The organism is Bacteroides faecalis, from assembly GCF_003865075.1.
Lineage (GTDB): Bacteria > Bacteroidota > Bacteroidia > Bacteroidales > Bacteroidaceae > Bacteroides > Bacteroides faecalis.
This window is the reverse complement of record NZ_BHWB01000007.1, coordinates 151270-176995: the sequence shown is the minus strand read 5'-3', so window position 1 is coordinate 176995 and position 25726 is coordinate 151270. Positions and strand designations below refer to the sequence as shown.

Below are 25726 nucleotides of genomic sequence, written 5' to 3'. Positions count from 1 at the left end.
GTTTTTCGTAATGTGTTTTCCGTTTTTATATTTTAATACCATTCAGTGCAATAGTTGCTTCCACATCCAATGCATCAGCTAAAATGGAGATCGGATTCATGACACGTGTCGGAGTAGACATCTCAATTTGCCATTTGCAAGTTTCGCAATCGGTAGCAACATAACTGACATGCGACTCCTGAATCTGGCGAAAAAGGGGATTACCGATTCCTTGTGAAGTTTCGTAATTCTCTTTTTTAAATCCATAGGTTCCTGCAATGCCGCAACATTGCGAGTTAAGCATTACACAGTCCACCCCCGGGATCATTCGCAACAAAGAAGTGGAATAAATAGACCATCCTAATTTCTCCATATGGCAGGGAGTATGATAAGCAATCCTGTTGTGATAATCTTTCTTGAAAGCTAGTTTTACCTCTCCCGACTCTACCAACCGGAATATAAAACGAGTAGCAAGTTCCGTACTCTGCCGAACATCCGCATTATCAATATCCAGCAAATGAGGATACTCATCACGCAGAGTAAACACACAGGTAGACGAAGTCGCCAACACAGGACGATTATTCTCAATCACCGACTGACGAATCGCCTTTATATTGTGCAATGCCTGCTTCTTAGCTTGCGAAATAAGTCCATTAGAGATCAACGCCACTCCACAACATTTTTCGTGTTCCAATAAATGCACTCCATAACCGATTGCATTCATTATCTTCACCAGATCTTTTCCTAGCTGCGGAAAATTATAATTCACGTAGCAACCATGAAAGTAACTCACATGACGCTGATAAGAATCCTGTTTTGCTTCCGCTTGCTGATGATACCAACTTTCAAAAGTTTGCGAAGCATATTGGGGAAATGTACGCCGATGATCTATCCGAAGTACAGCATCCATTACCTTTTTTACCGAACTCAACTTAAGGGTTGCATTCACTACTGGAGCCAACTTAGTAGACATCGTTCCTACTATGTCAGTGTTAGCTAACATCATATCACGTAGTTTCGGTTTCGAACGATTATACTTAATTCGTGCTGCCTGAATAATATCGCCAATCCGTACCCCAGAAGGACAAGAAACTTCGCAGCGTTTACAATTCAGGCAATATTTAAGAGTCGGATCAAAAAAGTCGGGCGTTTTCAACCGGAAACGCTCTCCGTCCGGTCCTGCCTGTTTGGGACCGGGAAAATCATGATTGACAGGTACTACGGGACAATACACCGTACAGATCATACATTTGATGCATTGCTCGAAGTTGTTGTTACTTATATTATATTGCTGTGAGTTCATAATACTCTTATTTAACTATTTTATCGGCTACGTTCATGGCAGACAGGATGGAAACACCCGCTCCACACCCTTCTTGCATGGGATTGAATCCCGACAGAATAGAGCCGATAGCATATAAATTATCAATTTTCTTACCTTGCATCATCGGATGAAAATCTACATCGGTTTTTACGCCAAAGTTCATATAAGGTTGAGAAGCAAAAACATCGGTTTGATACCATTTTGCACGATCTTCATCAAAGTAAACGTCTACATTAAACACCGGTTCATATACAGAATCAGGACGGGCAATAATCCCCCGGCTAAAGAAACTTCCGGAAGCCAGTACATAATTATCTGCCGACAATTCAATATCACCGTGATTCGTCGTAACTATTCCTTTTATCTGTCCGTCTACAATGTTCCCACGTTCTACAGTATCTCCCATCATAAAGGTTCCTCCTAATTCAATAAAGCGGCGAGTTAATTGCTGTTGGGTACGTATTCCCGGCACGGAAGGGGGCATTGTAGCCACTAGACAAAGTGGTTTCGCCAAACGTTGTTTCAAATATTGCATCGGTATGGGAGATGACAAACCAAAAACGGCAGGAAGCACCAACATATCTACTTCGTCACACACCGGTTGAAGTGTCGCAACCAATTGATTAATTGATTCATACGAATCAAATACACGCGCTATATTAGCCGAACGCATTTCCGTAGGATTAGATCGCAATTTCTCTACGGGAGGCAAACTGATAGAAGAAACTGTACACATAGCTCCATGCGCCTCAAATGAGTCTGCAATAAACTGTGTGTAAAAATCCAGAAATCCTTCAAAATTAATAATGGCTACACGCGACCAGAGAAACTTCTCACGATTCTCAAACGTAGTAAAGTCTTCAAATGTAAGCCAAGTTTGCTTCAACATTCCCATCGGAGTCAGCCGATAATGATTTCTATCCGAATTACCTTGTACCAAAATTCCACAACGTTCCATGAACAGATTGGTATCTTCTACATATTGCTTTACTTTCTCAACCCCAATCTTTCGATAAGGATGAAACTCTTCCAATTGTCCAATAGCCTCCAACGGATGAACGACTTCGGAACCATCGGGCAACTTACCCAATAAGTCCAAAGATCCGGAAGAAAAATGCAATGCACTTTGTCCGGTGGATATAATAACGCAGTTCTGTCCTTTCTCTTGCAAACGGATACCACAGACTAATCCAGCAAGCCCTCCTCCTATTATGATTGTATCAAATTTCATAAGTCTTTATCATATTTTGTCAGTCGAGCCTAAATCACATACATTGTCATACACCCACGCCGAAAACTGACTTTCACGCAAACATTCACCCCAGGCAATGGGATACATACCTTTCCAACGCTCATTCAAAAAAGCAACCAAGTCCGCTTTTGCCCGACCGGAACACTGATGTGCCTTCCCCAATAATCCGGCAGCCCGACAAGCACAAAGTTCTCCCTGGCAAGTCCCCATCCCCAAGCGAGTACGACGACGAAGTGCAACCAACGTATCAGCATCCAACTCATTAAAAGCATAATCTACTTCACCGACCGTTACACTTTCGCACTCACACACAAGACTGTCATCAAATTTATTATTATTGGCAATCCTGCTGGCAAGTTCACCATGTCGTCCTTCTTCCGCCTTTCTCACCATTGAGATAGTGACAGATTCTTTCTTATCCTTTATGTCTACCACTCCTCTTGATCCGGGTAACTCAACTTCAGCCGTCCGACAAACCTTATCTACACTTAGTTTCTTACAAACCAGATCAGTTGCCCATTCCGCCATCAACCGGTAAGTCATTAGCTTTCCGCCCGTAATGGTTACGAATCCACCAAGTCCATCGCGTTTTTCATGATCCAACAACACAATACCCCTGCTAATACTTCTACCGGAAGGATCATCATCGGCAGCCACCAAAGGACGAACTCCGGCATACGCACGAAGAATACGGGTAGTAGCCAATGAAGGTGCCAGCTTCTCTCCTTCTTCCAAAAGGATTCTGACTTCATCCGGTGTAACATGCATATGGTCAATTTCATCATATGGAATATGACTGGAGGTAGTACCAATTACACAAATAGTATCCCCCGGCACCAAAATATCCGCATCGGCAGGTTTACGGCAACGGTTCAACACAACATTATTCACACGATGACCGAAAATCAACAGAGCTCCCTTAGCCGGGAACATATTTACTCTGACTCCTGCCAACTCTGCAATATGATGCCCCCAAATACCTCCGGCATTTACTGTGACAGGTGCATAGAAGTTTTTCTTTTCCTTCGTTTTATGATCAAGCACACAAACACCCACTACACGATCCTGCTCTTTGATGAATTCAATCACTTCATGATAGGTTAGAGTAGTTGCCCCATGCATACGTGCATCCAGAATATTGGCAATAGTCAATCGGAACGGATCAACAGAACCATCCGGGACTTTTACCGCCCCAATCAAACTAGGATTTGCCGAAGGCTCCAGAAGAAGTGCTTCCTTCGGATCAATCGCTTCCGCTTCAATTCCCGCTTTCCGGCAACTGTTTATGAATGTTGACTGATAATTTATATCATCTTCCGGTAAAGAAATAAATAAACCGGAAGTCCCTTCTACACAGTGACTTGCTATACGGCGCAATATTATATTCTCTTTAATACATTCAGCGGCCGATTCATGGTCGTTTACAGCATACCGGGCGCCACTGTGCAGCAATCCATGGTTACGACTGGTTGCCCCATTCGTGTAATCAAAGCGTTCCAACAGCAACACACGCAATCCACGCATCGCACAATCGCGAGCTGTGCCGGCTCCTGTCGCGCCTCCCCCAATGACAATTACATCAAATTGCTCTTTATTCACTCTATTATCCATCAATATTTATGTTTTTAGGCATGAAATAGCCCTTATATATTTCGATTCACATATCTATCATTTCGTTTCGATGCAAAAATAGATATTATTTTCGATATTACGAAACATTTATATTTTCTTTTTGCCATTATCTGCATACTTTTCATCCCCAAAGAAAACCTGATTTCTCAGAAAAAAACAAAAAAACTTTCTTTTACGAAAAAAGAAGGGTTATTTTATCAAACTAATTATCTTTCTATGTATATTTGTAGCCTTCATAAGAACTAATAAGCGAATGAATGAAAGTAGAAAACGAAATTTAGTTAGTCAAATGAAATGTTTAACCTGATTATATAAAGGAATTATGGAGAATATTGAAATCTCAATTGAATTTAACCCTGAAATCATCCAACGGATTTATTCCATCATAAAAGAAGATCCGGACTATAAACCGAAACCATATAGACGAGGCATGTTAAGAATAGAACAAGCCTTGGAAGCTACCAGTGACACCAGAGCACTCCGTCTGGGAGATGGAATACTAGAAGAAGTCGCAGACTTGTTCGCCAAACAATTCCCACGAAGAAAAGCAATCATTGTAGCCGATACCAATACATACGCTGCTGCCGGCAAACGAGTAGAGGAAGCTCTTCGTAAAGCGGGCATCGAACAAGAATCTCCATTCATTTTCGAATCATCAACCTTACATGCAGAATATAGTTGCGTGACCGAATTAGTGGAATGCTTTAAGAAATGTGAAGCAATACCTATCGCAGTCGGTTCCGGCACAATTAATGATCTGACAAAACTTGCCTCTCATCTGGTAGGGAAAAGATATATGTGTGTAGCTACTGCTGCATCGATGGACGGATACACAGCTTACGGAGCTTCTATTCGTACAAACGATATCAAACAATTATTTCCATGTGTCGCCCCGCAAGCCGTTCTAGTAGACACAGACGTCATTTTGCAGTCACCGACAAAGATGACTACTTCAGGCTATGCCGACTTACTCGCAAAAATGACTGCCGGTGCCGACTGGATTATTGCGGACTGGCTGGGAGTAGAGCCAATAGATGAAAAAGCATGGAAAATCACCCAAAGTGGTTTCCATGAAGCTTTACTACTGACCGAGAAGGCTTCTGTCCAGGATGAACACACCACGATAGCTAAATTAATGGAGGGTCTTATGCTAGGCGGATTTGCTATGCAACTAGTAAAAACAAACCGTCCCGCTTCAGGTGCCGAACATTTGCTTAGCAATTTTTGGGAGTTGGAACGCCGGATCAAAAAGACAAAAGCAGTCAGTCATGGGGATCTTCTCAGCATTGGCATTCTTGCCATTACAGCATTTTATGAATGGGTAGTAAACGCCCCGCTTGAAGATTTGGATATACAGAAATGTTGTGCCAACTGGCCGGATGCAGAAGCATATGAACGCCAAGCTAAAGAAGCCATTTCCGAAATCGGTTTAAATGTTTGCATTCAGGAAGCAAAAGCAAAATACATCTCTCGCGAGCAACTTGGTATACAGCTTCAACAATTAAAAGAATACTGGCCGGAGATCCGTGAACGTTTGTCACAACAACTCATTCCTTACAAAGAAATGAAAGCAAAGATGAAACAAATAGGTCTACCCACCAATCCTGAAGAAGTCGGTATCTCAAGAAGCCATTTACGACAGACATTTTTATGTACTCAATATATGAACCGTCGTTTCACTGTACTCGACCTGGCACTTCGCACCGGATATATGAATACCTGGCTGAATGGTTTATTCGGCAAAGGAAAAATCTGGGAAATTTGATTTCACACATATTATATAAGGTATAGACATTGAAAACGCTAGCCTGAGTTTATCTCTTATCAGTAAACTCAGGCTATTTTATTCATTAAATTCCCAATTTACTCTTGTAATCGAAAAGTAACAGAATCGAAGCATTTACTTTCTTTTTATATTTAAAATCCACATACAAATCCATTTTATAAGAAAAAAAACATCTTTTTCCATTGGCAAACATTTCTTTTTCCATATATTTGCGACATATAAAACAAATCAAACCGTTTAATCGAAAGTATTCGAAACACTAATACTTCAAAACGGTTTAATCTGGCAGACTAAAAAGGCATCTGTTACTATGATGAAAATACACCTTTAAAATAAAACAGGAAAATGAGACAACTTACAACTACGCCTCAAGACGTTGCTAAAAAATTCCAATATTGGCAAACCCGGACGATTGTAGCTACAATGATAGGATATGCAATGTTCTACTTTGTTCGTAAGAACTTGAGCATCGCCATGCCAGCCATGCAACTCGAACTAGGTATCACCAAAACAGACCTAGGCTTATTTCTAACCTTACATGGATTGCTCTATGGCGTATCCCGCTTTGCAAACGGTATCTTAGGAGACCGAGTAAACTCCCGCTATTTTATGGTTACAGGTCTGATTCTCTGCGCATTTTGTAATATTCTCTTCGGTTTTTCTTCCACTGTATTAATGTTAGGTACTATGTGGGTACTAAACGGATGGTTCCAAGGCATGGGATTTCCTCCTTGCGTACGATTGCTGACGCATTGGATTCCCCCTAAACAACTGGCCACCAAGATGTCTATCTGGAACACATCGCACTCAATCGGGGCAGGTTTGGTTGTTATCATCTGCGGTTATGTAGTTAACCTGGGATGGCGTTGGTGCTTTTTCTTTCCTTCCATAGTTGCTTTGTTAGGTGCAATATTTTTATGGTTCGCCCTACGGGATACTCCTAGTTCAGTAGGACTCCCCGAACTAAACATTACCAAAAAAGAAAAGAAGGATGAAGGCTCGAAAGAGTTCAAGCAAATCATTCGCAAACGAGTATTTTGCAATCCTTATATCTGGGTATTAGCTTTTGCCAACTTCTTTGTATATACCGTTCGTTACGCTGTGCTCGACTGGGGACCGACCTTATTGGGAGAATGGAAAGGTATTTCCATTGAACACGCCAGTTGGATGGTAGCAGGTTTTGAGATATCCGGTATTATCGGAATGTTGGTAGCGGGATGGGCAACCGATCGTTTCTTTGGTGGACGCGGACCACGCGTATGTGTTATCTGTATGATTATGTCTACCGTATTTATCACTCTATTTTGGGGATTAAATCATCCGCCCATGTGGATGGCAGCTTTGATTCTAGGTTGTGCAGGTTTCTTTATTTACGGACCACAAGCTTTGGTAGGAATTGCCGCAGCCAATATCGCAACACAAGAGGCTGCCGCAAGTGCAGCAGGATTCACCGGACTGTTTGGTTACGCAAGTACATTAATCTCCGGTTGGGGGCTGGGACTACTAGCTCAAACAATGGGTTGGAACTATGCCATCGGTGCTTTAATTATTTTCGGCTCCATGGGAGCAATTGTCTTTATGTTCGCCTGGAAAGCTAAAGCTAATGGCTACGAAGAGGACGGAAAGAAATAGAATAGTTTTATTTTTAATATCAAATAATATGATGAAAAAATTTGTATTTTTTACAGCATTTACATTTGCAATGTGTACAATGGTATGTGCACAAGTCAAAGTGGTAGCCCACCGAGGCTATTGGACTGCTCCGGGTTCCGCTCAGAATTCTATAGCCTCCATCACAAAAGCTGACGCTATCGGTGCATTTGGTTCTGAATTCGACGTATGGATGACTACAGATGGTAAACTGGTAGTCAATCACGACAAAAACTTTAAGGGCGTAAACATGGAAACGACTCCATTTGCAGAAATACGCAAAGTATATCTGGATAATGGAGAACAGTTACCGACATTAGATGAATACTTAAAACATGCAGCAACCAACACAAAAACCCGTCTTGTGCTGGAAATGAAATCATTAACAGATATCAAAAGAGAAGATGAAGCCGCAGCTAAAATCGTGAAAGCTTTAAAGAAATATAAGGTACTGGACCGAACGGACATTATCGCTTTCTCTATTAATGCTTGCCTGGCTTTTAAAAAATTACTTCCCGACACTAAGATTTATTACTTAGAGGGAGATATGGAACCGAAAAAGATTAAAAGATTAGGCTTTGCAGGTATCGATTATTCAATAGGAGCCATAAAGCAACATCCTGAATGGGTAAAAGAATCTCATAAACTCGGTCTGGAAGTAAATGTATGGACTGTAGATAAAGAAGATGATATGAAATATTTCATAAATTTAGGTGTAGACTATATCACCACCAATCAACCGGAACTATTACAGAAATTATTGTCTAAATAAAGAGATTGCTTTAGGAATAGCTAACAAAAGAGTACTTTTGCTGTTGTTTTAACAAAAGAACCAGATAAATATTACCCGGGAATGATTAAGATAAAGCAAAATACCGTAAATAAGCGTATTCTTCAGATAGCTATTCCATCCATCATCTCCAATATTACCGTACCGTTATTGGGGCTTATCGACGTAACAATTGTCGGTCATTTGGGAGCACCTTCCTACATTGGCGCCATTGCAGTGGGTGGTATGCTTTTCAATATCATTTATTGGATTTTCGGTTTCCTGCGTATGGGAACCAGTGGAATGACTTCGCAGGCTTTCGGTAAGCACGACTCAAACGAGGTAACACGATTATTAATCCGATCTGTAGGGATCGGATTATTTTTAGCTTTCTGCTTACTTTTACTCCAATACCCCATTTGCAAGATAGCCTTTATGCTTATACATACTACTGACGAAGTTAAAGAGCTAGCCACCCTCTACTTTTACATTTGCATCTGGGGAGCTCCCGCTATGTTGGGTCTATATGGTTTTGCCGGCTGGTTCATCGGCATGCAGAATTCCCGTTTTCCGATGTACATTGCCATCACTCAAAACATTGTGAATATTGTTGTAAGTCTTTGTTTGGTTTACTTGCTGGATATGAAAGTAGCAGGTGTAGCCACCGGAACTTTAATAGCACAGTATGCAGGCTTTTTAATGGCAATCTTATTATACTTCCGATACTATAATCCTCATAAGCAGCACATTATCTGGAAAGAGATTCTGCAAAAGAAAGCAATGAACCGTTTCTTCCAAGTTAATAGAGACATTTTCTTCCGTACACTTTGCCTAGTAGTTGTAACCATATATTTCACCTCTGCGGGGGCAGTCCAAGGCGAAATTGTATTGGCTGTAAACACTCTACTCATGCAATTATTTACTTTATTTTCTTACATCATGGATGGTTTCGCGTATGCCGGAGAAGCATTAGCCGGACGATACATCGGTGCCAGAAACCAACTTGCTCTCCGCCAGACTGTCCGACAACTATTTCTTTGGGGAATCGGCCTCTCGTTAGCTTTCACAATCCTTTATTGGCTAGGAGGAAAAGCCTTTCTTAGAATATTAACCAATGAAACCTCTGTTATCAACGAAGCAAATAATTACTTTTATTGGGTTCTCGCCATTCCATTTACAGGTTTTTCGGCTTTTTTATGGGATGGAATCTTTATTGGTGCCACTGCTACCCGTCAAATGCTATCTTCCATGTTAATAGCCTCTGCCTGTTTCTTCGGAGTTTATTATATATTCCACCACGCGCTTGGTAATCATGCATTATGGCTAGCCTTTCTGGTATATTTATCGATGCGTGGAGTGATACAAACCTATCTGGGAAAACAAATAATATCTCCAAAACCAATAAAAACAATCTAATTCGGTAGTTCCTTATCTTCCCAAAGCAAATATCAGCTCTTATATATCCTATTTTTCAAGCCAACTTAATAAACTTGTAATATTTCTGTAATCAGCACGAATATATTTTTTCGTTTTATTTCTTTTTTATATAAAAAGTTTGCCTTTCATTTCGAATTACATATCTTTGCAAATACTAATTCCCTTTTCTAATGAAAATCGTCTTATTATATCTATTACTATTATTTGGAAACTCATTTTTAGCATATAGCAAAAAAGAGGCTACAACCACACTTACTCGTCTGGATAAGATATTAGAGAAACAAGATTCTTATGTTAAGCAAAAAGAATCTCGAATAGATAGCCTGAAAAAACAATTAGGTATTCCAAATTTATCTTTAGACCAGCAATACATATTACTTAAGGATATTTGTAAAGAATATAAATCATATATTTCTGATTCGTCTCTTGTATATGCAATGAGAAGCAATAAAATTGCCCGGCAACTAAACAATAAAATTTGGAAAGACGAATCTAACATAAATACAATGTTTGCCCTTATAACAAGGGGAATGTATAAGGAAGCAATTGAAGTTCAACAGAAAATAGACAGGAATACGCTTTCGGACAGTCTATTAACTCTCTGGTATCATTGTCAGCAACAGCTCAATCACGCCCTTGCTCTTTACACCTACCCATCTCCTTATACTCAACAATATACTAAACTAGACCATAATTACGGGGATTCTTTGCAGGCCACTTATCCGCCCAGTTCAACTATATCCCAATATAATAAAGCCAAAGGACTCATTGTAGATAAAGAATATAAGAAGGCAGAGGACATACTTCACTCATTATTAAAACAAATTCCTAATTTATCAGATTTGCGTGCTCCGATCTTTTTTACGTTAGCAGATGTGTACCGTAAACAGAATGAAAAAGATAAATATCAAGAATATCTTGCTTTGGCAGCAATCGCCGATATCCGAACTGTAACGAAAGAAAATGCAGCTCTATATTCACTTGCAATACATCTTTATAAAGAAAAAGATATTAAGAGAGCATATAAATATATCATGTATTCATTGGAAGATGCGGTTTTGTGTAATGCTAAATTGCGAACAACAAGAATTTCACAAATACTACCGGTTATCAGCGATGCATATAAGTTGCAAGAGACTCAACATAAAAAAATGATTTTCACTTTCATGATAGCAACAAGTATTCTTTCTTTATTTCTCATCATTGCAATATTCATGACTTACAAACAAATGAAGAAATATTCCATGGCAAAAGAAAAACTAAATAACGCAAACTTGGTCAAGGAAGAATATATCAAGCATTTCCTTTATTTATGTTCAGCCTATATCGGCAAACTACACAATTTCCGACGAACCGTTAATAGAAAAATCACAGCTGGACAAATAGATGAATTACTAAAAATGACAAAGTCCTCAGATATGGCTGAAAGTGAACAAAAAGAGTTCTACAGTAATTTTGATCTTGCATTTTTGCATCTATATCCTGATTTCGTAGAAGACTTTAACACACTGCTTCAACCGAACGAACGTTTTATATTAAAACATGATGAATTATTAAACAATGAATTACGAATCTTTGCATTAATCCGTTTAGGAATTAATGATAGTTCCAAGATAGCCAGTTTCCTACACTATTCTGTAAACACCATTTATACTTATAGAAACAAAGTAAAAAATAAAGCAATCCATAGAGAAGGATTTGAATCACAAATATTAAAAATCGGTAAACCATAATCCGCAACGACAAGAATATAGTATACCAATTTTACTTTATATAAATTCTACCCGATCTGCATATAACAAACCTGTTTCTATTCTATTACAAACCAAATACAAAAGGCAAACAAACAACAAAAAAGCATTATAACAATATAATATAATTCTATATCCAACTCATATTCCAAAAACATAACATATTAATAATAAATATATTATCATTACAAGTAGTTATATTTCATCTTGATTTAATTCACATTTACAACATCCTCATCTACTTTTGTCTATTTTTGCTCCGTAGTGATTCAGCAAATGCAGTTTCATCTTTATCAGATTTAAAAACGAACCAAATACGTAAAACATTATTCACACTATAAATTAACAGACTTATGTTAAAACACACACTTGTATTTCTTATAGTTCTGGGAAATTGTATAGCTGCTTATACTTCCAATAAATATAAGAATCCACTTGTATTCGGCAATAACCGTATCACGTTAATCACTCCTACCCTATTCCGTTTGGAGTATGCTGAAAATGCAAAATTCATTGATTCTCCCACGATGTTCGCCTATAATGATCGGGACGAACATCTTCTACAAGATTTTAAAGTAAAGGATTTAGGAAACAATCATTATGAGATTACCACTTCTACCTTACGAATGGTTTATCATCACGACGATTTTCCTTTTGGGCTACACAATTTTAATGTATATTATACAATAGATGGGAAAGAAAAAAAGTTCACCAATCGCAATATACAGAAACAAAACCTGGGTGGTGCTATTTCAACGCTTGACCGTGTAAGCAAAGAGATTCCGTTAGACGAAGGGCTGTTAAGTCGTGACGGTTGGTATATCATCGACGATGAAGGCAAAGATTTGATTATTAACGGATGGCTATCACAACGCCCGGATAGCCATGTTCAAGATCAATACTGTTTCGTTTACGGCAATGACTACCGGGCTGCCTTATCTTCTTTGGGAGCTGTAAGTGGCAATACTCCAATGACACGTAAATATATTCATGGAGTATGGTACTGCCGTTATTGGAATTATACTTCCCAAGACTACATCGATTTGCTAAACGAATACAAAGAAAATGATTTTCCTCTTGACAATATGGTATTCGACATGGGTTGGCATACCCAAAAAGAGGCTGTCACAGGAACAGGTCATGCCAGCAATCGCGGTTGGACCGGATACACCTGGAATAATAAACTAATCCCGGACCCGGCAGCACTCATCAAAACATTTCATAATGAAAATATCACCATTTCATTGAATGACCATCCGCACGACGGAATTCGTCCCCATGAAAGTATGTACAAAGAGTTTATGGAAAGCATGGGTGCCACTCCTCAGGAGATATCATCAGGTAAAAATATCCTTTTTAATCTAAAAGACTCCGTCTACATGAGTAAATTCTTCAAGGCAGCCCATGGAGAAAGCGAAAAGATGGGAGTAGATTTCTGGTGGCTGGATTGGCAGCAAAACTACTTATATAATTATGTTCGCGGTACACACACACCAAGTCTGGCATGGATTAACAAACTCTATTTTGATCAATCAAAACGTAATGGCAAACGCGGTGCAGGATACAGCCGCTGGGCAGGATTTGGCGACCAACGATACCCAATACAATTTTCCGGCGATGCTGTAGCCAATTGGGAAATGCTTGCATTTGAAGTAAAGCTGACAGCAACTAGCGGAAATGCGGGATGTTATTATTGGGCACATGATATTGGTGGTTTCTATGGCGGTGAAGATCCGGAAATGTATGCACGCTGGACACAATTCGGTGCATTATCAGCAGCATTAAGAATTCATTCCGTAAAAGATCCGAAACTAGATCGCCGTCCCTGGCTTTGGGGAGAGATGGCCTTGCAATCCATGAAGAAGTCCTACCACTTCCGCTCTCAGTTGATGCCTTACATTTATTCAAGTGTATGGCAGACTCATCAAACAATGGTACCGTTAAACAGAGCCATGTATATTGATTACAACACCGATGAACACTCTTATCAAAATCCGCAAGAATTTATGTTTGGCGATCTTCTGTTAGCAGCCCCGATCACAAATGCCGGAAAAGGGGAACAGAAAATAGCCGGTCAGAAAGTATGGTTTCCAGAACATAACATCTGGTATGATTACTTTAATGGCAAAGCCTACACAGGAGGAACAGAAACCTTTATTGAAAAGGACATCGATGAATTTCCTCTTTTCGTGAAAGGCGGTTATCTATTGCCAATGCAGCCTTATACCCAACGTCCGGCTACCACCCCGCTTGAGGAACTGATCTTACGTTGTTATCCGGGGTTGGATGGTTGCGATAATACTTACTATCTATATGAAGATGATGGTATCAGCCAAGAATATGAGCAGGGTAAACAGGCACTTACAAAGCTGAACTACAAGCAAGAAGGCAAACAAGTTACTATCACTATCAGAGCCGCGCAAGGGACTTATGACGGACAAGTGCAACACAGAAGTTACACACTGGAATTACCAGTAACAGAAATTAATGGAAAAATAAAGACCAACTGCGGATCCGTCATAACCCAAAAAGATTCTGAAAGTGGTATCTGCCGGATCTATATAAAGAAACAGCCGATTCAAAAAGAGGTAATTATCAAATATAGTATGAAATAAATCCTTATTGTTAAACTTATAAAAACAGAGCAGTTATGAAAAAATTCAAAAAGAGCTATTTCTCTTTAGCCTTCTTTACTTTGTTGCTCGCCGGAGCTTTGGTATCCTGCATGGAAAACACCGCAGAAGATGCTTCTCCGCGCCTGAAAGTAGATAAGACTAATATCACAGTCATCCAAACCGGACGACTGAGTACCGGAACCAAACCAAGTGTAAATGTCACGGCTAACCTTGGGTATGAAGCAAGCAGTGACGTAGAGTGGATTACTCCGGACAAACCAACCGGAAAAGGCATCACCGACATAACACTGAACATCAAAGAAAACACGACAACAGATTTGCGTATAGGGCACTTGACTATAACGAGCCATGGGCTGTCAGAAACAATCAAAGTTACACAAACTTTAGATCCTGACACAGATGACGGCTTAGAGATAGGAACAATTTATCTGGAAGAAGATTTCTCTTTATTCGACAGTGACAAATACACAAATGCAAATGGAGTAGCAACAGACCCCGTAGCCAATCCTTTCGAAGAAAACACCATTGCAATGAGAGATTTCAAAGATTTAATCAATGAATTCAGCAAAAGAGGATACAGTTTCTATAACAGTGACGATATCCAAAGCGTATACATTGCAAGAAATTACTTCAAGTTAGGCAAAACCAACGAACAATGTGGGTTGTCAATGTCACTAAACGGAAAAATACAAACCGGAAAATCTACAAATATCACATTAACATTCGATGTTGCCCCGTTACTCAAAGTGAATAAGACAGACAAGACAGTCACAGGTTCTGACCCAACCATTATTGTAGTAGAAAAAATGGAAGGTCCCGGTAATGTCGGTACTCCTACATCTACCATCAGTCAGGAATTATCATTATCCAACATCCAGTCTTACGGACAATGGGCACATTTCACAGTTCCGTTATACGGAGTCACATCCAAAACCCGTATCGTTATCCGTTCGCTCCAGCAGGGGATGACCACCAGTGGAAACAATCAATTCCGTTGGTTCCTGGACAATATCAAAATGGTAAAAGCTTCCAGAGAGTAATTAATTAAAGAACTTAAAAATGAGTCATATGAATAATAGAAAACCAAATACTATATATTTCTTTTGGATGCTCCTGATAGCAGGTCTGTCGTTCGGTGCTTGCTCTGACGATGAGAAAACAGATGCATATCTGGAAGCATCTACAGACTTGATTAATCTTGATTATCAAGGTTTGTGGGAAGGTAGCAACGAAAATGCCAGCTTTGAATTAGGAGCGAATGTTTCCTGGAAAGTTACTTCTGTCAATGAATGGATCACACTCAACCACATGGAAGGGAAACGAGGACGTACAACCATTTTTATTACAGCTGAAGAGAATCTGACAGGAGAAGATCGTGAAGGTCTTATCATCATTGAAGGAAACGGTTTATATCAATTCATCGATATCTACCAAACGTTGAAATCAGAAGAGCTAACAGTAAGACCAACCAGCATCACTGTCACCAAGTCCGGTAAACTAGAATCCGGTGAACAAGCTTCCATTGATATTGAGACAAATAGCAATTGGGAAATCACTGAATGTGATAGTTGGATTAAGCCGGATAAGATGACCGGAAAGACCGGATATACTGCCGTTAATCTGGATGTTGAACAGAACAAAACCGGTAATGTTCGTACTGGTAAATTCATAGTAGTAAGTGGCAGTAAAAAAACAGAGGTAACTCTTACACAGAATCTTGAAGGACTGAAAGTAAACCCCAGAACCATAGAAGTAAATATTGAAGGAGAAATAGAAGGAGAAGATGCTGTTAAATTTGATATTGATGCAGCCGAATCCTGGACTATTGATAACAGTGCGACTTCTTGGATAACTCCATCAGTCACAAATGGTGATGCTGGTAATACTATCATAACATTATCTATTTCTAAAAATGGAACGGGAGCAGTACGTACCGGTAGTTTAAAGGTCATAACGACCAGCGGATTGGAAGACGAGGTTATTGTGACGCAAACTCTTCGGACACCTGCAACCATTTTATATTATGAACCTTTTGATTGGTGTACCAATGACATCAATAAACCGGGAAGTGCGGACATCCAAGATCCGGTAGGTACCAACGGGAAACAAGGAACAACCTTTAATTTATTTGATAAGAAATATACCGGAGCGAAAGAGGCGTTCGAGGCAGCAGGACTCACTTGCAGCAACAGTGAAACTTCTATCTACATTGCCCTGGGCTACCTGAAGTTCGGCAAAACTAAAGTACAAACTGGAATAACATTACCGGCTATCACTTCATTACAAACAGCAACTGATGCCGTTATGACTTTCGATGTCTCAACCTGTTGTACGGGAAGTCTAGTTCCTGATAAAACAAAAATAACTGTAGAAATCACTGGCGAAGGAAGCTTAAGCAGAAATGAAATCGTGAAAAAGATAGATAATATCGACACAAGCGATGGTTACAAATGGAACGAAAGAACAGTGAACCTATATGGCATTAACGCAAATACAAGAATCACGATCCGTTCTACTCAACAAGGCATGACGGACGCAGGCGCTGACCAATTCCGTTGGTTCGTAGATAACATAAAAATCATTCAACCATCCAATTAATCAGAACAAAATTAAATAACTGAAGATGAAAAAAGACACATATATAAGTATAAACATGAATCAACTTCATAGAGGGATGATTCTGTATGCCATCATCTTTTTGGCTACATTACTGCCCGGAACTCTGTTTGCACAAACAGGCACAATTACCGGTACGGTCACAGATGAGCAAGGCGAACCATTAGTGGGTGTAAATATTGTTGTAAACGGAGAACAAGTTTTTGCAGTCACTGACTTGGATGGAAAGTTCTCGATAAAAGCTGCTCCTACCGCTACTTTAAAATTCACTTATATTGGTTATACTAATAAAGAAGAGGCTGTCAAGGGACGCAAGCAACTAAATGTGGTAATGAAAGAAAATTCAGAATTGCTGAAAGAAGTAGTTGTTATCGGTTATGGTAGCATGGAAAAACGGGCAGTTACTAGTTCTGTTGCTTCCATCAAGGGAGACGAACTGAACATTGGTGTGGGTGGTGCTACTATTGCAACCGCTTTACAGGGAAAAGTTCCCGGACTAGTTATTTCCGGCACTTCCAGTCCTAACAGTTCAAATGGTTTCCAGCTGCGTGGTGTAGCTTCAGTAAACGCCAGCAAAGGCCCGTTAATAGTCATTGACGGTATCCCCGGAGGCGATATCCGTGCCCTGAATCAGGAAGATATCGAGTCTATCGATGTATTGAAAGATGCTTCTGCCGGTGCTATTTATGGTACACGCGCAGCAGGCGGTGTAATCTTGATTACTACCAAACAAGCTAAAGAAGGAAAAATCACAGTCACTTATACGGGTGAAGTTTCAATGGAATCAGTTCGTAAGCGTCCGGAAGTGCTGACTTCTGATGAATTTATCGAATATGGTTTAGGACAGGATTTCGGATCAGATACGGACTGGTACTCTGAACTGGTGAATAACAACGCGGTTTCAAACCGCCATGTGGTAAATATATCCGGAGGAAATAAAGATGTACGCTTATATGCAACGCTAAGTACGCAAAACCAGAAAGGTATTGTTATCGGGGATAATCGTAAAGACTACTCTGGACGTATCAATGGTACCTTTAACCTCTTCGACGGAAAGGCACAGATTATCACGAATGCAGAATATCGTGAAGCAGAAAGAGACCAACGCAACTCAGCCGGACTATTCAATATGGCTTTATGGCTGAATCCGACCATTCCTCTTTATAACCCGGAAATTCCGTCAGAATATAATGTGAATGGATATGGTATTGCAGGTACTGACTTTAATCCGGTTGCCGATGTCATGCTACGCACCAATAACGGAAAAGATACTTGGTTATTGTCTAATGCCACATTGAAAATCAACTTAACCGATGAGTTGAGTGTGCAGGGAACAATTGGCTATCAAAAATCACAATGGCAATTATATAAGTATGTAGATGCCAAGCACAAAGAATCTTTATCCGGAGGATATCGTGGTTCTGCCCACCATAAATTCAGTAAAGACGAACGTTTATCAGCAGAGGCTTACGCTACCTATAATACCATGATCAATGACGACCATCATATCAATGCCGTTGCTGGTTATAGTTTCTGGCAGGCAGATGGCGAATCATTCAACATGACTAATTACGATTTCCCTGTGAACGGAGTCGGACCATGGGATATGTCCTCGGGCACTTATATAACTATAGGCAAAGGAGCCATGGATTCTGCAAAAGACCCTCGTGAACGCCTTTTATCTTTCTTCGGACGTATCAACTATTCTTATCTTGACCGTTATATGGCTACAGCTAGTTTCCGTCGTGAAGGTTCTTCCAAATTCGGTACAAACAATCGTTGGGGAGACTTCTGGGCAATATCAGCAGGATGGCGTATCTCGGAAGAAGAGTTTCTGAAAGATCTTAAATTCATCAATGACTTAAAACTTCGTCTAGGTTATGGTGTGACCGGTAACAATGGTTTTGGAAACGGATATACGACTCGTATGTACAAAGCAGATGCCTCTATGTGGCCTACCAACGGTTCATGGAGTTATACATATGGCTCTATCCGCAATATCAACCCAGACTTAAAGTGGGAGCAAAAAGCTGAATTCAATGTTGGTCTCGACTTCTCAGTCTTAGACAACCGGCTTTATGGTAAGTTCGACTGGTATGTGCGTAATGTCAGCGATATGCTCTATAGCGTCAATGCACCACAACCACCCATGGTACACGAAACCATCATGAAAAATATCGGTAACCTGCAAAACAAGGGATGGGAATTTGAAATAGGAGGAGATATCGTCCGTACCAAAGACTTCAACTATACCTCTAGCATGCGTTTCTCCAAAAACAAAACAAAACTGAAAAACATCGGTTTAGGAGATAAAGAATTCATCGATCAAGTAAAATTCCCTTCACCGGGACAACCGGGATATGGCGCTCGTATGCAGAACAATATGGAAATCGGACAATTCTTTGTTTACAAACATGCCGGTATAGACGACAATGGTAAATGGCTAATCTACGACAAAGATAACAATGTGGTTCCTGCAACAAATGAAACCCTAGTTACAGAAAACAAACGTTTTATGGGTAATGCTATCCCTAAACTGACTATTGCATGGGATCATAATTTCCGATATAAGAATTGGGATTTAGGTATTTCTCTACGTAGCTGGATTGATTTCGATATCTATAGCCAGATTCATATGTACTACGGATTGCAAACAAACACTCAGAACAATGTACTGAAATCAGCTTATGGTAAAAATAAAAATATCCATGATGAAAAAATCTTGTCCGACTACTTCCTGGAAGACGGTACTTTCCTAAAAATAGACGCTGTTACTTTAGGCTATAGACTCAATATGAAGAAATATAACAAATATGTAGATAATATCCGCTTATACCTTACTGCACGTGATTTAGCGGTATTCACTAAGTACAGCGGTCCTAATCCGGAAGTAAACATCAACGGATTGAATCCGGGATTTGAATACATCAAAGAAACGGATTCTATGTACCCGCAAACAATGCGTTTCACGCTCGGTGCTCAAATAACATTCTAAATTCTAACTAAGATGAAAAAGAAAAACTTTACATATTATATAGGGCTCAGTGCAATGCTTTCAATTGCTGTGAGCAGTTGTGAACTGGACGAGAAATTCTTTTCCGAAGTGACTCCCGATACATTTATCACTACTCCCGAAAATACTTACGCAGTAATGGCACGCCCGTTTACTCACTGTAAATGGTATGCAGGAAGTGAAAGATGGTGGCTTCAGGAACTGACGGCAGATGCAATGTGCTGTCCGCAACGCGGAAGTGACTTTTCTAATGACGGAATGTATCACCGTTTGCACTACCATACATGGACGGCAGAAGACCGGGCTATCGAAGAAACATACATTGGAACGACCGAAGGAATTGCCCGTGCGCTGGAAGCTAAAGCTGACCTCGAAGGAGTTGATTATGAAAAGATTGGGATGACTCCGGAACAAAAAGCAGACCAGATACAGCAGTTGGAAGCTATCATTGCCTATTACTATATGAAGGCACTGGACTATTTCGGAGGAATGCCTATTTATACATCTAACAATGATGAGCTAAAAAGTCGCAGCACAGATGTAGAAACATTTAATCATATTGAGGACTTACTGAAAACAGCAATTCCAAACCTGAAAAAGAAAACGACTTTGGGTGCTTCTGAAGATGGCTATATTAAGCAAGCGGCAGCCGCAGCTATGCTTGCTCAGCTCTACTTCAATTCGGAAGCCTACACCGGCACCCCTCGTTTTGACAAATGTGCCACCATCTGCCAGGACATCATCGATGGAGAGTATGGAACCTACCAACTGGACAAAACATGGTGGGGACCTCACGGATTCGACAACGACAAATCTCCTGAAATGATTTGGAATATGCCTTCGGAAAATGCTAAAATGGAGTGGAACTGGTATTATAAATATTTCTATCATTACGAAGCTTACAAGTACTTCGATATAGAAACTGCCGGATACAACGGATATATGCTGACTCCTTCTCTCGATCCGACAGGCAAACTGTTTACCCAAACCAAGTCTTGGAAACTAGGTAGCACATTTGCCAAATTCCATGATAATGATTTACGTAAAAAACCGTATCACTATTTGGGCAATAAGAAATATGAAGGTATGTTCTTAATGGGCGAACAGATTAATCCTGATAATCCTAATTTAAAATGTATGGGAAGCAAGAGCCATAAAGGACAAGTTATCAACCTTGTAGATCAGGTTGCTTTACTAAAAACCGGTGGAAAACCTGCAAGTGAACTGACTTCCACTGTTTATGACGGAGAAGAGAATTCAGGATTCAGAGTTGTCAAATCACCTCAGCCTAATATGGCGGATAAGACATTACGATACAATCCGGACTGTCCGATGATTCGTTTATCCGAAATCTATTTCATGCTGGCAGAATGCAAACTTCGCGCAGGTGATACAAAAGGAGCGGCAACTCTCATCAATGACGTACGCAAGAGAAATTTTGAAAACAATATTGATCCGGATCCAGCGACAGAAAATAATCTGGATAAATACCGGATGTTGGACGAGTGGATGACAGAATTCCTGGCAGAAGGTGCCGGACGCAGACGCACTGATTTAGTTCGTTGGAATATGTTCGTTACTGAAGATTGGTGGGATCATAAAGCTTCCAATAATAAGAACCTGAATCGTTACCCGCTTCCTAACAAAGCTATTTCTGCCAACAACCTGTTGAAACAGAATCCGGGTTACAGCGGAATCACAGAATAAAAACAGTGAGTTAAGTTTCTGACAAAGTATTAATTACATAACACTACATATAATGAAAAAGACCTATTCATTTTTTATAAAGTTTTTTGTCCTCGCTATATTATGTACCACAACATTTGCTTGTAGTGACGATAACGATGGCAAAATAAATGGAGCCGGAGGAATTGATGTCCAACCGGGTATGAACGTAGTAGGTAGAATTACAGATGGCACCACCCCTATGGAAGGGGTGGTAGTTACCGACGGTTATTCCGTTGTAGCTACCGATGCGGACGGAGTTTACCAAATACGTGCCAGCCGAAAAGCAGAATTCGTATATATATCTGTCCCAGCCGATTGTGAGATTCCTATGGGAAGCGACGGTTGCCCGGCACATTATCAACCGATAAAACTCCAGACCAACAAGGTATTATACAAAGACTTCACTTTAAAAAGAACCGGAGTGAAGAAGAACTTTCGTTTGTTGGCTCTGGCGGATGTACAGATAGATACGGAAACTCATGTGACACGTTTGGAAAAAGAAATGCCTAAAATTGTGGAATATGTGAAATCACTCAACGATCAACCGGTCTATGGTATCTCTTTGGGAGATTTGGGATGGGATAATATGAACATCTACCCTACTTACAAGAAATATGTCAATCAACTCAATATCCCAATCTTCTCGGTTATCGGCAATCATGACCATAATCAATTGATGGTGGACCAAGATGCAGATGCAGACGCTGAATTTAAAGAAGCTTTTGGTCCCACTTACTACTCATACAACATCGGTGACTGCCATTTTGTAGTCATGGATGATGTGCTCTACAAAAACCGGAAAGAGTATGATGCCACTCTTACCACCAATCAACTCAACTGGTTGCAAAAGGATTTATCTTATGTGGATAAAAACAAATTAATCATTGTCGGAGTACATATTCCTATCGAAAGAAGAAACAGAAACAATCAGCTGACTAATAAAGATAAATTATATGAGATATTGGATGGATTCAACCATGTCAGAGTTCTATCCGGACATTCACATAACAATTATACTACCACTCATAAAGAAGCTCCGCGTATCGAAGAAAACACTTTAGGAGCTGTCTGCGGTTCTCTTTGGTACAAAGAAACTGAAATTTGCAACGACGGTAGTCCCAGTGGCTATGCTATCTACGAAATTGAAGGCAATACTATCAAAAACTGGTATTACAAAGGTAACTCAACTCCTAAGGATTATCAAATGATACTTTACAAACCGGGAGAAGACAAATCCGGAAGTTATCCCAACGATGTACTTGTCAATATATTCACCTGGCATACTAACTGGAAGAGTGTCGAGCTTTATGAGAATGGCACACTGAAACAGTCGCTGACCAAAAACATCAAAGTGGTTGATCCTACTGCATATACAGCTCTCGACGGAGACATGACCCGAATAGAAACGAACAATGACCACATGTTTAAATATACTCCGACAAGTAGTTGGTCTACCATCGAAGTAAAAGCAGAAGATCCGTATGGTAATAAATACGAAGGAAAAATCACCAAATAACGGTTCATGAAAAAAGTCATTATTCTATCTGTCATAGCGGTTTTGGCAACTTGTAGCTTGATTCATGCTAATAATGTTCAAGAAGCACGCGGAGTTATTCTACGTGCTGTCGGCTACTTTCCAAAGAATGTGGTACTGACTTCTATCTCACGTGACGGAGATACTGACCGTTATGCCACTTATACCCGCAAAGGAATTTTATACGTGGAAGGTTCATCGGCTGTAGCTATTTGCCGGGGCTTCTATGAATATGTATCACAAAACGGGTATGGTGTCTACAACTGGTCGGGTAGCCGTTTCGATTTCCCCCAACAGTTTCCTGATTCCAAGCGCCGGGAAGTACGCTCCCCATTTAAACACCGTTTATACATGAACGTATGTACATTTGGCTATACTTCTCCTTTTTGGGATTGGAAACGCTGGGAAAAAGAGATAGACTGGATGGCTCTTCATGGCTTCGACATGCCGCTAGCCCCGATAGCGAACGAAGCGATATTCACCCGTATCTGGCATGAAATGGGACTGACCGATCCAGAGATTAATGTACTCTTCAGCGGTCCCGCCCATTTACCCTGGATGCGTATGGGAAATATGAGTGGAGTAGACGGTGCTCCTACTGAAGCTTGGCACAAAAGCCAGATCGCACTTCAGCACCAAATACTAAAACGTATGCGTAACTTGGGAATGAAACCGGTTTGCCAGGGATTTGCAGGATTCGTTCCCCCGGCAATGAAGAAGCATTTTCCGAATATAAACCTGACCGAAACGAAATGGTCGGGGATGAAAAACTGGATGCTTTCTCCTATGGACGATCTTTTTGTGGAAATCGGTAATCGCTACATCCGTGCATGGGAAAAAGAGTTTGGTAAATGCGATTATTACCTGATTGATAGCTTCAACGAAATGGATGTTCCGTTCGGAGAGAAAGGTAGTAAAGAACGATTCAACACATTGCAGAAATACGGAAAAACGATTTATCATTCGTTAAGCGGAGCCAACTCGGATGCTGTATGGGTAATGCAAGGGTGGATGTTCGGATATCAACGCGATATCTGGGACCCGGAAAGTGCACGTGCTTTGCTCTCAGGAGCACCAGAAGGAAAGATGTTAATTTTGGACCTTGCCGTAGATTTCAACCATTACGTATGGCGCACAGAGAAAAGTTGGGATTACCTTTCGGGATTATTCAACCGTAACTGGATTTACAGTACAGTTCCAAATTTCGGAGGACGTACAGCCCTGACAGGAGCTATTGATTTCTATGCCAACGGACATCTGAAAGCACTCCGTTCTCCTAACCGCGGACAACTGGTTGGTTATGGTACTTCACCTGAGGGAGTAGAAAACAATGATGTGGTCTATGAGATAATTGCAGCAGCAGGTTGGAGCGACCGGGAAATCGATGTACCCCAATTCTTACACAGGTTTTCACAAGCCCGCTACGGAAAAGCCCCTGCCGATATGGATCGGTTCTGGAAAGAAATGAAACAAGCGTCCTATGGTGAGTTTACCAATAATGCCCGTTTTCGCTGGCAGGTCCGCCCGGGATATCACCGAATGCCGACAATGGGCATTAATGACCATTATTACCGGGCTATCGAACATTTCTTTGCTTGTACCGATGAATTGAAAGATAGTGAACTGTACCGCACAGATGCCATTCAATACGGAGCATTATATCTTGCCGCCAAAGCTGACATGGTATTAGAGGCTATTCATTGGGCTTGTCTGCAAAATCGTGACAAAGAAGCACGTCAATTGGAACAACGATTCTTTAGTCTGTTGAAAAACGCTGATCGTTTGTTGGCTTCCCATCCGATATTTCGTCTGGATTATTGGACTGACCAAGCCTCGAAAGCCGGTTGTACTGATGAAGAGAAAGACCGCCAAATTGGTGAGCTCCGCCGACTAATGACCATCTGGGGAACCGGATTATCACTGAACGACTATGCGGCACGTGTTTGGTCAGGTTTAATTCGTGATTTCTATATACCTCGTTGGGAGAACTATTTCACTGCATTACACGGTAGACGCTCATTCGATTTCGTCAAATGGGATGCGGAATTCTATACTAAACGCAAAGTATCTCCCGTAGTTCCTTTTTCCGATCCTTTGAAAGAAGCGAAACGACTAGTCTATGAAGCAAGTAATCTGACTCCACGTATCATTGCAGCTCCGCCCGGTTCAGTCAGCTACTGGACTCCAATGGATTTCAGAAATGCTAAAACGTCTTATAGCTTCACTATCGGATATCAGGATTATGAACAGATGAACTCCATACGTCTGATTATGTCGAGAGGAATGGATCCATTGGAGGTAGACCGGATTACTTTCCGTTCCAACCATTACACATGGGCTGAAATGAAGCCACAGGAAACGCTGGATTCAAAGAATCGTATGCTTGAAATAAAATTAGATAAGAAAAACATCACAGAGTCTCCACTAGCCAAAGAAGTAACTGTCACCATTTACTTCCGAAGCAAACCTACAGCCGATTCCTTCGGCTCGGTAGAAATTTTGTAATTCAGGGTAGCTTGAGGCATGGATCAAGTGAATTAGATATTTTGCTCTTCACAGCAATTGTATAATTCATATAATCCATGCCTCTATCATTTTATGATATCAGCTCATTCTCAT

The 25726-nt window shown here is 40.4% G+C and carries 15 protein-coding genes; 12 read left to right on the top strand and 3 right to left on the bottom strand.

The window, feature by feature from the left end:
• Positions 1 to 25: 25 nt before the first annotated feature.
• From glpC to glpA, 3 genes are read right to left on the bottom strand one after another with little or no spacing between them, the layout of a single operon-like run.
• Positions 26 to 1282 carry an anaerobic glycerol-3-phosphate dehydrogenase subunit GlpC gene (glpC, locus tag EJF25_RS13440; protein WP_125041577.1) on the bottom strand — a complete coding sequence of 419 codons (1257 nt, stop codon included), beginning with the start codon at positions 1280 to 1282 and terminating at the stop codon, positions 26 to 28.
• 7 nt (positions 1283 to 1289) lie between these two features.
• Positions 1290 to 2534 carry a glycerol-3-phosphate dehydrogenase subunit GlpB gene (glpB, locus tag EJF25_RS13435; RefSeq protein ID WP_125041576.1) on the bottom strand — a complete coding sequence of 415 codons (1245 nt, stop codon included), beginning with the start codon at positions 2532 to 2534 and terminating at the stop codon, positions 1290 to 1292.
• 9 nt (positions 2535 to 2543) lie between these two features.
• Positions 2544 to 4166 carry an anaerobic glycerol-3-phosphate dehydrogenase subunit A gene (gene glpA, locus EJF25_RS13430; protein ID WP_125041575.1) on the bottom strand — a complete coding sequence of 541 codons (1623 nt, stop codon included), beginning with the start codon at positions 4164 to 4166 and terminating at the stop codon, positions 2544 to 2546.
• Between the two features lie 343 nt (positions 4167 to 4509).
• Here glpA and EJF25_RS13425 point away from each other — a divergent pair, with 343 nt between their 5' ends.
• The 12 genes from EJF25_RS13425 (at position 4510) to EJF25_RS13370 (ending at position 25612) form a co-directional block, all read left to right on the top strand.
• On the top strand, positions 4510 to 5952 hold the full coding sequence (locus EJF25_RS13425; protein ID WP_235016816.1) for a sn-glycerol-1-phosphate dehydrogenase: 1443 nt from the start codon (positions 4510 to 4512) through the stop codon (positions 5950 to 5952).
• Positions 5953 to 6318: 366 nt separating this feature from the next.
• Positions 6319 to 7605, top strand: coding sequence for an MFS transporter (locus EJF25_RS13420; protein ID WP_125041574.1), 1287 nt, complete (start codon positions 6319 to 6321; stop codon positions 7603 to 7605).
• A 28-nt stretch (positions 7606 to 7633) separates the two neighbouring features.
• A complete protein-coding gene (locus tag EJF25_RS13415) occupies positions 7634 to 8395 on the top strand; it encodes a glycerophosphodiester phosphodiesterase family protein (RefSeq protein ID WP_125041573.1) in 762 nt (253 codons plus the stop codon).
• A gap of 81 nt (positions 8396 to 8476) precedes the next feature.
• On the top strand, positions 8477 to 9808 hold the full coding sequence (locus EJF25_RS13410) for an MATE family efflux transporter (RefSeq protein ID WP_125041572.1): 1332 nt from the start codon (positions 8477 to 8479) through the stop codon (positions 9806 to 9808).
• A 191-nt stretch (positions 9809 to 9999) separates the two neighbouring features.
• A complete protein-coding gene (susR, locus tag EJF25_RS13405) occupies positions 10000 to 11562 on the top strand; it encodes a SusR family glycan utilization regulator (RefSeq protein ID WP_125041571.1) in 1563 nt (520 codons plus the stop codon).
• 371 nt (positions 11563 to 11933) lie between these two features.
• A complete protein-coding gene (locus EJF25_RS13400) occupies positions 11934 to 14195 on the top strand; it encodes a TIM-barrel domain-containing protein (protein ID WP_125041570.1) in 2262 nt (753 codons plus the stop codon).
• A 35-nt stretch (positions 14196 to 14230) separates the two neighbouring features.
• On the top strand, positions 14231 to 15256 hold the full coding sequence (locus EJF25_RS13395; protein WP_125041569.1) for a BACON domain-containing protein: 1026 nt from the start codon (positions 14231 to 14233) through the stop codon (positions 15254 to 15256).
• 28 nt (positions 15257 to 15284) lie between these two features.
• Positions 15285 to 16814 carry a BACON domain-containing protein gene (locus tag EJF25_RS13390; RefSeq protein WP_160119415.1) on the top strand — a complete coding sequence of 510 codons (1530 nt, stop codon included), beginning with the start codon at positions 15285 to 15287 and terminating at the stop codon, positions 16812 to 16814.
• 25 nt (positions 16815 to 16839) lie between these two features.
• Positions 16840 to 19827 (top strand): SusC/RagA family TonB-linked outer membrane protein, encoded by a 2988-nt coding sequence (locus tag EJF25_RS13385; protein ID WP_235016815.1) that lies wholly within the window; start codon positions 16840 to 16842, stop codon positions 19825 to 19827.
• 12 nt (positions 19828 to 19839) lie between these two features.
• Complete coding sequence (locus EJF25_RS13380) at positions 19840 to 21552, top strand: RagB/SusD family nutrient uptake outer membrane protein (RefSeq protein ID WP_125041567.1); 1713 nt, start codon at positions 19840 to 19842, stop codon at positions 21550 to 21552.
• 52 nt (positions 21553 to 21604) lie between these two features.
• Complete coding sequence (locus EJF25_RS13375; protein ID WP_125041566.1) at positions 21605 to 23089, top strand: calcineurin-like phosphoesterase C-terminal domain-containing protein; 1485 nt, start codon at positions 21605 to 21607, stop codon at positions 23087 to 23089.
• 6 nt (positions 23090 to 23095) lie between these two features.
• Positions 23096 to 25612: an alpha-N-acetylglucosaminidase TIM-barrel domain-containing protein gene (locus EJF25_RS13370; RefSeq protein WP_125041565.1), complete on the top strand. Its 2517-nt coding sequence runs from the start codon at positions 23096 to 23098 to the stop codon at positions 25610 to 25612.
• Positions 25613 to 25726 lie beyond the last annotated feature (114 nt).

Bases quoted from the DNA above. Each gene is read 5' to 3' on its own strand.
- glpC (WP_125041577.1), bottom strand. From the start codon at position 1,282: ATGAACTCACAGCAATATAATATAAGTAACAACAACTTCGAGCAATGC.
- glpB (WP_125041576.1), bottom strand. From the start codon at position 2,534: ATGAAATTTGATACAATCATAATAGGAGGAGGGCTTGCTGGATTAGTC.
- glpA (WP_125041575.1), bottom strand. From the start codon at position 4,166: ATGGATAATAGAGTGAATAAAGAGCAATTTGATGTAATTGTCATTGGG.
- EJF25_RS13425 (WP_235016816.1), top strand. From the start codon at position 4,510: ATGGAGAATATTGAAATCTCAATTGAATTTAACCCTGAAATCATCCAA.
- EJF25_RS13420 (WP_125041574.1), top strand. From the start codon at position 6,319: ATGAGACAACTTACAACTACGCCTCAAGACGTTGCTAAAAAATTCCAA.
- EJF25_RS13415 (WP_125041573.1), top strand. From the start codon at position 7,634: ATGATGAAAAAATTTGTATTTTTTACAGCATTTACATTTGCAATGTGT.
- EJF25_RS13410 (WP_125041572.1), top strand. From the start codon at position 8,477: ATGATTAAGATAAAGCAAAATACCGTAAATAAGCGTATTCTTCAGATA.
- susR (WP_125041571.1), top strand. From the start codon at position 10,000: ATGAAAATCGTCTTATTATATCTATTACTATTATTTGGAAACTCATTT.
- EJF25_RS13400 (WP_125041570.1), top strand. From the start codon at position 11,934: ATGTTAAAACACACACTTGTATTTCTTATAGTTCTGGGAAATTGTATA.
- EJF25_RS13395 (WP_125041569.1), top strand. From the start codon at position 14,231: ATGAAAAAATTCAAAAAGAGCTATTTCTCTTTAGCCTTCTTTACTTTG.
- EJF25_RS13390 (WP_160119415.1), top strand. From the start codon at position 15,285: ATGAATAATAGAAAACCAAATACTATATATTTCTTTTGGATGCTCCTG.
- EJF25_RS13385 (WP_235016815.1), top strand. From the start codon at position 16,840: ATGAAAAAAGACACATATATAAGTATAAACATGAATCAACTTCATAGA.
- EJF25_RS13380 (WP_125041567.1), top strand. From the start codon at position 19,840: ATGAAAAAGAAAAACTTTACATATTATATAGGGCTCAGTGCAATGCTT.
- EJF25_RS13375 (WP_125041566.1), top strand. From the start codon at position 21,605: ATGAAAAAGACCTATTCATTTTTTATAAAGTTTTTTGTCCTCGCTATA.
- EJF25_RS13370 (WP_125041565.1), top strand. From the start codon at position 23,096: ATGAAAAAAGTCATTATTCTATCTGTCATAGCGGTTTTGGCAACTTGT.